General features: G+C 29.2%; 10 protein-coding genes and 1 other RNA gene. 2 read left to right on the forward strand and 9 right to left on the reverse strand.

Features of this window, described 5'->3' with window-relative positions; translation table 11 throughout:
* Window positions 1-6 precede the first annotated feature (6 nt).
* From KPL38_RS00565 to ssrS, 4 genes are all read right to left on the reverse strand, one after another.
* Window positions 7-1,368 carry a vWA domain-containing protein gene (locus KPL38_RS00565; RefSeq protein ID WP_216285489.1) on the reverse strand — a complete coding sequence of 454 codons (1,362 nt, stop codon included), beginning with the start codon at window positions 1,366-1,368 and terminating at the stop codon, window positions 7-9.
* An 8-nt stretch (window positions 1,369-1,376) separates the two neighbouring features.
* Window positions 1,377-2,495: an ATP-binding protein gene (locus tag KPL38_RS00570; protein WP_216285490.1), complete on the reverse strand. Its 1,119-nt coding sequence runs from the start codon at window positions 2,493-2,495 to the stop codon at window positions 1,377-1,379.
* Window positions 2,496-2,508: 13 nt separating this feature from the next.
* Entirely contained in the window at window positions 2,509-3,312 is an 804-nt protein-coding gene (locus tag KPL38_RS00575; protein WP_216285492.1) for a hypothetical protein, read from the reverse strand.
* Between the two features lie 152 nt (window positions 3,313-3,464).
* Window positions 3,465-3,653: non-coding RNA, 6S RNA (ssrS, locus tag KPL38_RS00580), on the reverse strand.
* A 226-nt stretch (window positions 3,654-3,879) separates the two neighbouring features.
* Here ssrS and KPL38_RS00585 point away from each other — a divergent pair.
* Window positions 3,880-4,584 (forward strand): DUF421 domain-containing protein, encoded by a 705-nt coding sequence (locus KPL38_RS00585; RefSeq protein WP_216285494.1) that lies wholly within the window; start codon window positions 3,880-3,882, stop codon window positions 4,582-4,584.
* A 22-nt stretch (window positions 4,585-4,606) separates the two neighbouring features.
* On the forward strand, window positions 4,607-4,972 hold the full coding sequence (locus tag KPL38_RS00590; protein WP_216285503.1) for a DUF4363 family protein: 366 nt from the start codon (window positions 4,607-4,609) through the stop codon (window positions 4,970-4,972).
* 478 nt (window positions 4,973-5,450) lie between these two features.
* Here KPL38_RS00590 and KPL38_RS00595 read toward each other — a convergent pair whose 3' ends face one another.
* The 5 genes from KPL38_RS00595 to KPL38_RS00615 all read right to left on the reverse strand — a co-directional run bounded on the left by KPL38_RS00595 (window position 5,451) and on the right by KPL38_RS00615 (window position 13,100).
* Window positions 5,451-7,643, reverse strand: a complete 2,193-nt coding sequence (locus KPL38_RS00595) for a HelD family protein (RefSeq protein WP_246577742.1) — start codon at window positions 7,641-7,643, stop codon at window positions 5,451-5,453.
* Window positions 7,644-7,688: 45 nt separating this feature from the next.
* Entirely contained in the window at window positions 7,689-8,777 is a 1,089-nt protein-coding gene (locus KPL38_RS00600; RefSeq protein WP_216285505.1) for a dipeptide epimerase, read from the reverse strand.
* 235 nt (window positions 8,778-9,012) lie between these two features.
* Window positions 9,013-10,404 (reverse strand): dipeptidase PepV, encoded by a 1,392-nt coding sequence (pepV, locus tag KPL38_RS00605; protein WP_216285507.1) that lies wholly within the window; start codon window positions 10,402-10,404, stop codon window positions 9,013-9,015.
* Between the two features lie 436 nt (window positions 10,405-10,840).
* On the reverse strand, window positions 10,841-11,191 hold the full coding sequence (locus KPL38_RS00610; RefSeq protein ID WP_216285509.1) for a PqqD family peptide modification chaperone: 351 nt from the start codon (window positions 11,189-11,191) through the stop codon (window positions 10,841-10,843).
* On the reverse strand, window positions 11,178-13,100 hold the full coding sequence (locus tag KPL38_RS00615) for an OPT/YSL family transporter (RefSeq protein ID WP_216285511.1): 1,923 nt from the start codon (window positions 13,098-13,100) through the stop codon (window positions 11,178-11,180). The genes KPL38_RS00610 and KPL38_RS00615 overlap by 14 nt, the downstream gene beginning before the upstream one ends.
* Between the last annotated feature and the right edge of the window lie 359 nt (window positions 13,101-13,459).

Here is a 13,459-nt window from a genome sequence, read left to right on the forward strand (position 1 = left end):
CAGCTCCTAATGTATTGGCTCTTGACTTTGCATAGAAAACCCATCAACCATTATATCTAATCTTTCCTGCGTATCCTCTACTATCTCTACAGGTTTTAATCTCTTTACCATCCCAAAAGGTTCCTTTAATGAAAGTTTATCTCCACGTCCTGATATAACCCACAATGTTTTATACCCTTTTGGCATAACATCCAGTTTTTCTTCACCTTTTCCATCTGTAAAATATATTAGTATATTAGTATTTGTATTGTTCACATACTTAAACACTGGTGAAAATTTTGTACCACCACGACTATTACATCGCTTGCGTACACTATTAACTGATTTAACCGTGTATACTTCCCTTATTTGCGTATCACATTCAATTAGAGTTATTTCATGTTTATAAGTTTTTACAATATTAAAAACTTCTTTTATTGCTCCATTAAATTCCTCATCACTTATGCTACCACTTATATCTATAGCCAATGTTATTCTGGCTGTATGGCCCCTAAGTTCTCCTCTTAAATCTAATCTATTAGGTTGCCTTCTACTTCTTCGGGTCGCAGTCTTTTTTTTATCACTTTCTAAAGTTCCCATTATTTTTTTCAGATACAAATTCCAAGGAATTTCACCTTTATTTTTTGCGAGCCCCCTAAGAATACCCTCTAAATATAAAGGTACTTTTCCTTTTTCTGAAAGTGATGCAAATTTTTCAGTAAAGTTGTTAAGAGTTTCATCATCTACATCCATAGATTCATCCCATAAATCGTGAGTTTTAGATGGATCATACTCTTTTTTTATAAGCTTATCCTTAGAATCATCCACCAAACTTTCATCCTCTTCTAACAAGTTTAACGCTTTTTGTATTTCAACCGCATAATACTCCATAGTCATATAAGATAACATCTTTAAACTATACTTGAAATTTACGCTATCTAGTGTTGTAGCATAAGGTGGTAGATAATTCAAATTCTGATTTACTACTATATCCATTGCCATATTAATAGCTAAGGTACTATATTTAGTTTTAAGACTTCTTGCACGACTTAGGTGGGATGATAATATATGATAAATCTCATGTTTAATAGTACTTTTCATCTGCTCTGCGCTAAGATTTAAAAATATATATGGATTAAAATAAATAACGTACTTAGATAATTTAAAGTTTACTGCCGTTGGCGAACTTATATCATATTTTATTTCTCTGGACATTTGAAGAAGAAAATATCCATAAAAATTTTCATTATCTTCTATAAGCATAAAATTAACCATCGTAATAAGCCTTAAAAAATCATCTGTAAAATTAATCGGCATGTTTTTCACACTAATTACATTAGAAATTTCATCATATAGTTCACTTTTAAGGCATTCAAATTTTTTTCCCATAATTACACCTAGCCTTTTATCTCATTGTAGGCCTTAAAATACATTGCAACAAAAGATTCATTTTCCAAACATAATTTATAAACATTATTATTGTTTTCTTTGATATCCCGCATAATTCCTATACCTAAATCAACCGGATAAAACTCTAAGCATTCTATAAATCTTTGTATATCACTATTATTAATTTCTTTTTTATCTAACACGTTCAAAATATTTTTTGATATTAAATATAACCTAGTATGACTTTCTTTTTTTATTTCTGTTATTATTTTAGGGGATAATTGATCACCTTCGTACACATCATCATATGTTATTAAAGGTTTATTATCTTCCTGTATAAACGCCATAAATTCCTGGGCTATTTGAGTCCCTAAATTACCTTTTAATATATTTAAAAATATTCTTTTAGAAATTTTCTCTTTGTTTTCCTTGTACACCTTATAACTTTTAGAAACCCTTTCGTAACTTCTAGGTGTTGCTCTTATTTGATCATCTTTAGGATTGCTAAGTAAATACTCTGGAAAAGTAGATATAAATTCTATAACCTTTTGCTCTAAGTTGTTTTCAGTAGCCCATGAAATCCAAGCTATTGAATCACATTCCATATGTAGTAAAACAAACCTATTTTCTTGTGCTGCATCCATATCAACTACTTGGTAATCAAAATCATCCCCATATTTACTAGAAGGATTCATAGCCGCTAAAATTTTAACTTCTTTATTTAGCTTATACCCATTTATTTCTCTATTTAATATAAGATTCATAAGTTCTTGTTGCACAGTATGCTCACAACGGTTTATTTCATCAATAAATAAAAATACCTCTTTACCATCATTTATCAATCTATTAATTTCCTGTAATTTAGTGTGTACTGCATAAACAGTATTTTTAACGTGCTCCTCTTTGCCGCTTGAATCTATGTAACTATAATCCTCTATTGTTGGAAGTCCCCCAATTTCTCCTTCTTTTAAGAGATTTCCATCTATAATAACTAGGCTCCAACCTTTTTGTTTTGCCAAAGTTTTAGCAAGTGCTGTTTTTCCTATTCCACTTTCACCTACAATTAAAGGCACTTCATCCGTTTCTATAACAAGCTCTACACTTTGAACGGTATCTTTAAAATTCATAACTTATCCCCTTTTACATCATATTAAGTTTTTCATCAACTGCTGTTTTTTTACAAACTTTGCTACCATATTTATAAATAAATATTATTTTATCCATAGATATGGTTCCATTTTTCTGGTTTATACTATCACAATTTATAAAATCTCTAACATATTTTTCAGATATTGTTTCTTTAGACAATACGTCCTTAAAAGCCATCTCAACCAAAGCCATTGGTAATTTAGTAGTAAAATATTTTATTACCAGGGGATTATGTTTTAAAAATAAAATCTTTTTCTCTTGATCAATATTTGAAACAAACCTTATTGCAGCTTCGTTTTTGCAAATTGCTAATACATCTGCATTTATTGTTGCATTTTTAATATATCTTAAAGCCTCATAATTTATTTTTATAGCTAGTATCTGAATTTCTTCAATTGGGCTATCAATATATTTTATAGAATCATAATCTTTTTCTATAGCTAATCTTTGAAGTAAAATACTTGGGCTTTTAGAATATTTTATTGCATATCCCTTTTGCTTTATCCCTATTTTTATTAATTCTTCATCTGGTTCTTTAATATATTCTAAAGTATTCCAAATCTTTGACACTACATATTTTTTCATATCATAAGTTGGGTTTTCTATAAATTCAATTGATCTTGCATTATTTTTTATCGCCAAATTCTTCATTTCATTTGTAGGATTTTTAATATAACGTAACATCATCCCGTCTGTTTTTATAGCTATAAGTTTCATTTCATCGTTAGGATTATCAATGTTTTTTATAACAATTGGACTGTTTTTTATCATCTGAATAGCTTTTTCTTTTTCCATAAAATGCACCTCTATATTAGGCATAATCACTTTTTATATTTTAAACATGCCTTATTAATTTATGTTAATTATAACATAAATAAAAACATAATTAATTGCAAATAAAAAAAAGAGGTATTTCTACCTCTTTCAAATAATCAAAATTCTAGAATTCATAGTCCAAAATACCGTTGCCCTAATTTTTACACCTATCTTTATGATAGGTGGGTGTCCTCAGAGATGTTCAACAGTCCTTGCCAGTTCTAAACTGGTCTTATAAGCCAAATTCACACCTTGATCTTGAACTCCCGTATAAATATTGTAGGTTGAAAATAAGAGCTTCACAAATACCCCAGAAATACTAATTAAAGAACTTTGAATACGTTTAATTTGTTTTTGTTAACTTTATTATATCAGACTTAAATTAAAATTCAATAGTATTTTGTGAATTTATTAAAATAAATATACTTAATAATTTTGTCTTTTTAAGCATATTTTAAACTTTTATGCATATGTAATAATATTTAAGATTATACCATAAATACAAATCATTAATTTGGAGATAATAATATTAAAGAAGGTGTTACGATGAATGAGGGTCTAATAGTCCTCATAAGAGGAATAATCGGATTTTTTACGTTATTAATATTTACTCGTGTTCTTGGTAAGCAACAAGTTAGTCAATTAACTTTTTTTGATTACGTAGTTGGAATTACTATTGGATCTACTGCCTCTACTCTAACTACCGATTTAACTAGTAGAGCATGGCCCCATTGGGTAGGTCTACTTACCTGGACCATCTTGTGCCTTATTCTTCAATTTATAACTATTAAATCAAAAACTGCTGAAAAATTTTTAGATGGAGAACCTACTATAATCATCACAAATGGAAAAATACTTGAACAGTCTATGAAAAAATATCGTTATACCATTAGTGATCTTTTGGCTCAATTAAGAGATAAGGGTATTTTCGACTTAGATCAAATAGCTTATGCGGTGCTTGAGAAAGATGGTCAATTATCTGTATTAAAAAAAGCAGAATATGATCCAGTTACACCAAAGGACCTTAATATTAAAACCACGGTTGCTTGCATTGATTATGAAATAATCTATGATGGATCTATTATTGAAAAGAACCTAGTAATTATAAACAAAAATGAAAAATGGATAATTAACAAATTAAAAAAACAAGGCATTAATGATCTTTCGGAAGTTTTTTTAGCTATATATAATGAAACAAGTGGCTTACATATAGATCTTTACAAAGATCATATAAAGCAAAATAATAAATAATATAAAGGAGTTGCATGCTCTAATGAAAAAATTTCTATCATATATTATACCGATAATTACACTAACAGCCTTTATATTAATAATGCTTGGTGGCAATTATTTTAAAAAGCCTCATAATTCTACAGAGGATGTAATTGCTTTCATTAATATTTCTATGAAAGATGCAAAAGTTGAAAACTGGGATAAACTACGTAAAGATGTAACTAATATTGATTATGCCTGGAAAAAAATTATACCACGTATTCAATTTAGCGTAGAGACAGATGAAATATTGGATATAAATTTAAACATTGCGAGACTAAAAGGTTCTATAGATAGTAATGATAAAAGTAGTACGTTAATTGAATTAAATGAGATCATTGAAAATTGGGATGGACTAACAAAATAATGATTTTATAGCTCCACCAGAGATGATTTTACAACTCCTCCGGAGATGATTTTGCAGCGACCAAGGAGATGACTTAATTGTAACCTTATATTTTACCTATTATACAAAAGTCTACATTCCTTTAGTTAATTAGAAAGAAATGTAGACTTATTATATCAACTACAATATTTTGTATTGGCTTATTTCATTGAACATATTATAAATAAGATAATTATACTTCATAATTAATTGTTTTTTTCTTAAAGAACACTAATAGAAGTATATATTGCGTAAAATGTGTTTGAACAAGCCTTAGTAATTCTCAATTTAATATATTTCAGATGCGTTAATAAAAACATATGTTTGAGCGATAGCGAGTTTATGTTTTTTAGCAACTACAAATATAATAAATTTTAGAATTACTTGGCGATGTGAACGCATTTCTAACAATATATACTTTTAATTCTAGTGTACTCTAGGGAAAAATAACTATCTAAACTTAGAACGAACTTTTTTTAACTACATACAGTTCGTGTAATGCTCTAGTTGCCATCACATACCTAAGTTTATCTTCTTGCTTGTACTGAGTCTCCAAACCATCTGTTTTGTGTTCACTAGTATCATTAGGCTCATCTATCACCATGATAACAGCATCAAACTCAAGTCCCTTTGCAAAATATGATGGAAGCACCACTACACCGCTATGGTATATTGCATCTTCTTTATCTATAATTCTAACAGTTGAGACTTCTTTAATTAACTCAAATGTCTTTTCTGTTTCATTTATATCTTTACATATTATTGCAATATTTTCGAAAGTTTTGTTTTTAAAGTCTTCAACCTTTTCAAGTATAAGCTTTTTAAGTTCATCTTTGTTATTTGCTAATTCTTCTGTAACCATTTCACCATTTCTAACTATAGGAACAATAGGATCACCGTTCAAGTATTTATTAGCATATTCCATAATTTCTTTTGTAGATCTATAGCTTGTATTTAGCCTAAACTCCTTAACGTTTAAATGTGGAAGTATACTTTTTAAGTCATGCATAGGTAACTTTCCAACATACGGTATAAGTCTTTGATTACTGTCTCCAACTATAGTTAAAGAAGTACAACCCGTTAATTCTTTTACTATCAAAAATTGAAGTTGATTATAATCCTGGGCCTCATCTATTACTACATGTTTTATTTCCTTGGCCATCTTTATACCCTCTAGTTTAATTTTAAAATATAAGATACCGCCTAAGTCATTTTCATTTAGTTTTTTATAGCCATTAATTTTGTTGTATAAATCAACACAGTTTCCATTCTCAATCCATGTAAGCTTTTTCTTTAAATCTAATACTTCTTTAATAATTTCTCTAATCTTAAGTCTTCTGTTAAAATCTAAATTATTTGCCTTAAGTTCCTGTTCATCTTTAGGTAACGTAGCAACAGTTTTTTCATATTCTTTTTGTACAACTCTAACTTTTTCGTCTCTAGCATTGTTTATTTTAGAATACATAATTCTTTTAATTTTCTTACTTCTTCTAAATAAAGGCATTGTCTTATAATCAACATAAAACATTTCCCCTATTTCTTTTTTAGATAAAACTAAATCACCCATAAAAAATAAATCTTCTATTGTAAAATAATTTTTATCTAAATTTTCTACTTCATCATCAAGAAATGTTTTATACTGTATTGAATTTTTATACATTATATCTTGTGTGATTTCTTTTTCACCACTAAGTACTTTTTCCATGTATTCTTTTAAGCTCATTACTTCGTCAAGTTCTAAAAAATCAAATGCAAAATCTCTAAATGTTGTTTGTTTAACACCTGATTCACCAAGACTTGGTAAGACTGTTGATATATATTCTATAAATACATTGTTAGGTCCTAATATTAAAACTTTATCTTGAAGTATTTTTCTATAATTATAAAGTAAATACGCTACCCTATGAAGCGCTATAGTAGTTTTACCACTACCTGCAACACCATCTACCACAATAGTTTGGTTCCTTGGTTGTCTTATTAAATCATCCTGTTCTTTTTGTATTGTCATTATTATATCTTTAAGTTTTTCTCCTGAATTACTACTAAGAACCATTTGAAGTATCTCATCTTTTATATCTAGTGCTGAGTCAAACATACCTTTAAGCTTCTGTTTTTTTACAATATATTGCCTTTTAGCTAAAATATTTACTTGTATTTTCTCTTTTGGGGCATCATAGAAAGCTTTTCCTAAGGATCCTGTATAAAATAAAGAAGCAACAGGGGCCCTCCAATCTACTATTAGAGGATCATATGTGTCATCTTGGGTAACTCCAAATCTACCTACATACATTTTATTAATACCATAGTCCTCTTCTGAGAAATCAATTCTTCCAAAATAAGGTGAACTCTTAAGTGCAGTTAACTCTTTAAGTCTTCTATCTATAGTTTTAAAAGCTTCTTCTTTTACATATAACTCATGATCAAAATATTCCATTACCATATCTTCATCATCTCTATATTCTTCAATTGCTTTCTTTCTATATTCTAAAATATATTTTGTCATTTCTTTTCTCTTTTTAATATATTTTATAATTTCATCGCTTATAATTTCGCAAACACTCTTTAACTTTTCTTCTTCTATATTAAACTCTAGTTGTTTCTTTAATTCTACTGCAACCAAACTATCATCCGTCTCATACTCATTATCCTTCAAAACTATCGCCCCATTTCTATAATTATCATTTAAATAAAAACTTATTTATAAAATTTCACTCCATCCAATAATATCAGAAATACCAAGACCTGGAGAATCATTAAGGCTTATACTATTTCCCGTAATACATGCGCCTCCAATAATTGAATCTTTTTCAAAAAACAACATTGTATCAAGGTCTGCTTTAACTAAATTAGATTTTGATGCTGCAAAACTAGTTGCTGCAGTTATTCCTATTCTGCTTTCCATCATACATCCCATCATACATCGTATTCCCATGTTTTCAGCCATGTTATATATCTTTATAGCATTATTGATACCTCCACATTTCATAAGCTTTATACTTATAAGGTCAGCCGCTCTTTTTTCAATTATTTTAAAAGCATCTGATGGTCCAAAAACTGCTTCATCTGCAAGAATTTTTGTATCAACATTGTCTGTAACATATTTTAGTCCATCTATATCCCAAGAATTAACTGGTTGCTCAACAAACTCAATATCAAGTCCCATATCTTCAAATTTTCTAATAATCCTTACAGCTTCCTTTGGTCTCCAACCTTGATTAGCATCTACTCTTATACTTATTCCTTTACGAACTGCTTTCCTTACTGCTTTTACTCTCTCTATGTCATGATCTACATCATTTCCAACTTTTATTTTCAAACAAGTACAACCATCCATTACGGCTTTAAATGATTTCTCCACCATTTGTTCTACTGTATCATTTGATATTGTAAGGTCTGTAGTTAATGAATCTCTGTATCCGCCTAAAAATTTATAAAGTGGAATTTTATATTTTTTACAAAATAAATCATAGATAGCAATATCAATAGCCGCTTTCGCGCTATTATTCCCATGAATAGAATTATGGATTACTTTCATAATTTCTTCAAGATTATCAATGTCTAAGCCTATAATTTCAGGTTTAATATAATTTATTGCCCCAACAATTGAACTTTCTGTTTCTCCGGTTATAAAAGGTGTTGGAGCTGCACTACCATAACCTATTTCTCCTGTATCTGTAAGCATTTTTATAACTATCTCATCAGAAAATGTAAGAACCTTTTTCCCGACTTTATATGGATGCTTCAAGGGAGTATCAATTTTTCCCATTTTTATTTCTTTGATTTTCATAATTATCCTCCACTAAAAAGTTTATATTTTTATAGTGTTTAACTTATGTATATAATCTATGTACATTAATCGTAGTATAAAATTTTATTATACCTCTATATTGAGTTTAATTCTACGTGTTTACACTTTTATTAGTTATTACTCTTAATACATCTAATTATTTTGAATATTAAAGCCTATATCTTGTAAGATATAGGCTTTAATTTATCTGTTTTGACATATTTACTACTTATACTTACTTTGCAAGTTCATATAATGCATGAGCATATATTTTTGCATTTTCAATTAAATTATCTATTGTGATATATTCATTTTGTTTATGAATAGTATCTGGTTCTCCTGGAAACATTGGTCCAAATGCTACAATATTAGGCATTTCTTTAGCATAAGTTCCTCCACCTATTGATAACAATTTAGCTTCTTTTCCAGTTTGCTCAGTATAAACTTTTTGAAGTGTTTTAATTATTGGATTATCTGGTGAAAAATATAATGGCTTTTGATGAACAAATTTTTCTATTCTAAGTCCAGTTCCATTAATTTTTTTATTAAATGGATCCATCATATCTTCTAATTTGTTTGTTACAGGATATCTTAAATTTAATGTTATCGAAGCAGAATTTCTATCCATACTTATAGTTCCTACATTAAAAGATAATTTTCCGGAATTCTTATCCTCAAGACAAACACCAAAAGACTCTCCGTGTGTTTCCATACCTATATTTTTATTTAAAAATCCTATTAACTCTGAAGCTTCATTTGATCCAATGTCAATAGTTCCAAGGAAAGCTAACAATTGCATAATTGCATTTGTTCCAAGTTCTGGTAAGCTTCCATGCGCTGACTCACCTACAGATTTAATTATTATAAGATTTTTGTTAACTACTGCAGAAAGTTTAATATCATTATTTTTTGTAAACTCCTCCAAGGAATTAACTATAGATCGAGCATTAGAAGAAATAATTCCAGCTTCGCAATAATCAGGTACCATGTTGGCTGCCTGGCCACCCCTTATATATTTTATATATTTTTCTCCATCACTTTTGCTATTGAAGTCTTTTACAATATCGAAAATAGTTATACCTTTTTCTCCATTAATTATTGGATAATCTGCATCTGGTGTGAAGCCAGCAACTGGTGGTTTTTCTTTTTCTAAGTAATGATCGAGTTCCTTGCTTCCAGTTTCTTCATTAGTACCAAATAAAACCCTAATTCTTTTAGAAACAGGTAAATTCGCATCTTTAATTGCTTTTAATCCAAAAAGTGTTGCCATTATTGGTCCTTTATCATCTGTAGTTCCACGTCCATACATTTTTCCATCATGGATTTCTGCGCCATAAGGTGGATAAATCCATCCATCCCCTTCAGGAACGATGTCTAAATGACCTAATGCTAAAACATAATCTTCACCTTGACCATACTCAGCATACCCCACATAGCCATCTAAATTAACTGTATGTAATCCTAATCTTTTTGCAGTGTTTAATGCACATTCTAGTGCTTTAGACACTCCTTCACCATAAGGCATACCAGGTTTTGACTCACTCTCAGTACTTTTAATTTTTATAATTTCCTGAGTGGACTTAACAATATCTTCTTTCATACCATCAATTAAATTATTTAATTTCATATACTTTCTCCTTTTTAATAATCTATTCAAGTAGATTTTTTTGTTTTTGTTATTAAACATAAATATCTCCTAAAAAACAGTTAAGAGCCATAACGGCTCTTAACTTATATTTTATGTTTATTATTTAATCTAATGTTTTATTCCGTAGTTAAATTATAACATTAAATAGTTTTTGTGTCTATTTTTACGACCTACGAATAGAAGCACAATTTATCTGTATATCTAATTAGTTATAATCTTCTTGTTTGAATCTAAGCTTGCTAATAACAAAAAATGGCAACTACAATGTAGTGCCATCTTTTCTGTTAAATCATCTCCAGCGGAGCTGAAATATTAATGACTTCAGAAGGAGATTTATATTTTCATTGAAGTTTTCTATTTGTTAAAGTGTGTACTCCCACTTATAAAAGTAGGAGACTTTCCTTCTGAAATGTCATTAAACATTTGTCTTTTCTATATAGTGGCAGTTAACGTCGATATGGTTTAAGAACAACAATAATCTTTCATAAAGTGGGTACGCTTTTTCTCCATACTTTCCTTCTAAATTTTCTCCAATATCTTTTACAGTTTTCTTGCCATCTATTTGTAAAAACACATAACTTCCATATTCATCTAAAGAAGTTTTTTTATACTCTGGAATTCTAAAATTAAGTTTTCTAAAGAACTTTTGGACCTTATGATCTTGTTTCTCAAGTATAGTCACAATATTTTCTTTATCTACTTCATACTCTAATGTATGAAAAATTTTAAATATTATATTTAAAACATCTTCATTATTGTTTAGCATCTTTTACCTTACTTTTCATTATAGGTATTATAGTAGCAATTATTAGAACTGCTAATATTATGAATGCCATTCCATTAGAAGCAGAAAATCCACTTGGTCCGTTTCCTTTTAAAACGCCCGTTACTTGAAGTATTATACCTACAAGTCCGAGTATTGAACCACCAGCAACAAGACCAGATGATAATCCTATGCCATTAGCAATTTTAGCTTCTTTATCTACTTTAGATTTAGAAGTTTTCTCTATAAATACACGAACTAATGCACCTATTAATATTATAGAATTTGTAGCTATTGGTAAGTAAAATCCTATAGCAATTGTCATTACAGGAAGCTTTAATATATATAAAAAAATTCCCATAACAATACCAACAATTACCATAACCCAAGGTAATTCACCTGACATTATACCAGCAGTTAATGTTGCCATTAAATTAGCTTGAGGTAAAGCAAACTGAACGTTATCTCCAGTCATTGCAAGTTTAGTTGAAAGTAATAATATAGTACCAATAACTACTACAACACCAACTATACCAGCTATAGCATAATGTTTTTGCATTTCATTTTTGTCACCGCCAACTATAAAAGTAACTTTTTGAGATTGACAATAACCAGCTGCTACAGATATAACAGTAACTATAAATGTACCAAATAAAAGTAGTGATTTGTTGTTGGCAGGACTTTTCCATCCCATTACAACAAATAACAATGTTACAACAACTATTGAAGCTATAGTCATACCAGATACAGGAAGATTTGAAGTTCCTATTGTACCCGTTAAACGACCAGAAACTATAGCAAATAAAAGTGATAAGAATAATGATAAAATAGAAGCAGTAATTGCCATTAATATATTACCACCAGATATCATGAATCCTCCTATAAAAGTTATTACTATACCACTAAGTAATATCATGTTTCCAGCAGATGAACTACCAGTACCATTTGAAGACTTAGCATTCATTGTTTCCTTTATAGAAGCTATTATAGTAGGTATAAGCTTTATAGCACCTATAAAACCACCGGAAAGCATCATACCAGCACCAATATATTTCACATAACTACCTGCTATATCTTTAACTTGCATAGCATTTATAGCAACACCAGGATCATTCCATACAGTTACTCCGTTTCTTCCAAGATTAACGAAATATCCTATTAAAGGCATAATAGCGAAGTTAGATAATATAGAACCAGCAAACATAGTTAAAGAAACATCTATGCCAACTATAAATCCTATACCTAATAATAGAGGATTAACTTCAACTTCAAATTTCCACTTATAGAAAGATTCATTTACATAACTTATAACATTGTTAGCTACATTCAAAAAAGAACTAGTTACAACAGTTATAACACCTCCTATTCCAAAGCCTATTCCCATGTACTTCATTGTTTCTCCAGTTCCTTCAGAAGCAACAAGTGTTTCAGATATAGCCATTGATTCGGGGTACATTAATTTACCGTGTTCTTCAATCATTAAGTAATTATGAACAAGAGAAGCTATTCCTATACCGAATAAAACTCCACTCACACCAACAACCAAGCCTTCGAAGAAAGTAACTTTAGAACCTATTAAAAGAATTGCAGGTAAAACAAAGATTATGCCACTAGCGACAGATTCTCCACCACTTGACATACCTTGTAATAAATTTTTTCCAAGTATACCCTTTTGTTTAGCAAATGCAGCTATAAATGCTGATCCTATTATAGACCCTGGTATACCAGCCGCAACTGTAAGCCCTGATTTCATACCTGAATAGGCAGTTGAAGCTGAGAACAAAGCAGCTAAAAAAATACCAATTATTAATACCACAACGTTTCCACCAGATTTAGATCCAGTTGAAACGTATGGAACGTAGTCTTTACCAGATACGCCACCGTATGCACCTTTTGACAATTTATTATCCATAAGATGTACCTCCTTTATTTTTTAATTAAATTTATAATACCATATGTCATAAAAATATCTAAATGTAAAACTTGTTGTTTTTCACGAAATTTTCATACTGTATTGCATTTTTACTTAAATACCTACACATTACTTACTTTTTCGTGACATAATACTGTAATTATGTAGTCAATTCAATACTATATTGCAACTTTTGAAAGTAAAATTATATTCTTATTCTTTTTTGTAAATTTAGCAATCATTATGTATTGTTTCCTAATTCTAAAAAACTATTAATAGTTTTTTAATAAATATATTGTAAGGTTGTCTTAACCTTTATAGTATCTTTTTAAAGGGTGTTTTATATAAAATTATAATTT

The sequence above is a fragment of the Clostridium psychrophilum genome, from assembly GCF_018861705.1.
Taxonomy (GTDB): domain Bacteria; phylum Bacillota; class Clostridia; order Clostridiales; family Clostridiaceae; genus Clostridium_AD; species Clostridium_AD psychrophilum.

Bases quoted from the DNA above. Each gene is read 5' to 3' on its own strand.
- KPL38_RS00570 (WP_216285490.1), bottom strand. From the start codon at position 2,495: ATGAATTTTAAAGATACCGTTCAAAGTGTAGAGCTTGTTATAGAAACG.
- KPL38_RS00600 (WP_216285505.1), bottom strand. From the start codon at position 8,777: ATGAAAATCAAAGAAATAAAAATGGGAAAAATTGATACTCCCTTGAAG.
- KPL38_RS00565 (WP_216285489.1), bottom strand. From the start codon at position 1,368: ATGGGAAAAAAATTTGAATGCCTTAAAAGTGAACTATATGATGAAATT.
- KPL38_RS00590 (WP_216285503.1), top strand. From the start codon at position 4,607: ATGAAAAAATTTCTATCATATATTATACCGATAATTACACTAACAGCC.
- KPL38_RS00575 (WP_216285492.1), bottom strand. From the start codon at position 3,312: ATGGAAAAAGAAAAAGCTATTCAGATGATAAAAAACAGTCCAATTGTT.
- KPL38_RS00610 (WP_216285509.1), bottom strand. From the start codon at position 11,191: ATGCTAAACAATAATGAAGATGTTTTAAATATAATATTTAAAATTTTT.
- KPL38_RS00615 (WP_216285511.1), bottom strand. From the start codon at position 13,100: ATGGATAATAAATTGTCAAAAGGTGCATACGGTGGCGTATCTGGTAAA.
- KPL38_RS00585 (WP_216285494.1), top strand. From the start codon at position 3,880: ATGAATGAGGGTCTAATAGTCCTCATAAGAGGAATAATCGGATTTTTT.
- pepV (WP_216285507.1), bottom strand. From the start codon at position 10,404: ATGAAATTAAATAATTTAATTGATGGTATGAAAGAAGATATTGTTAAG.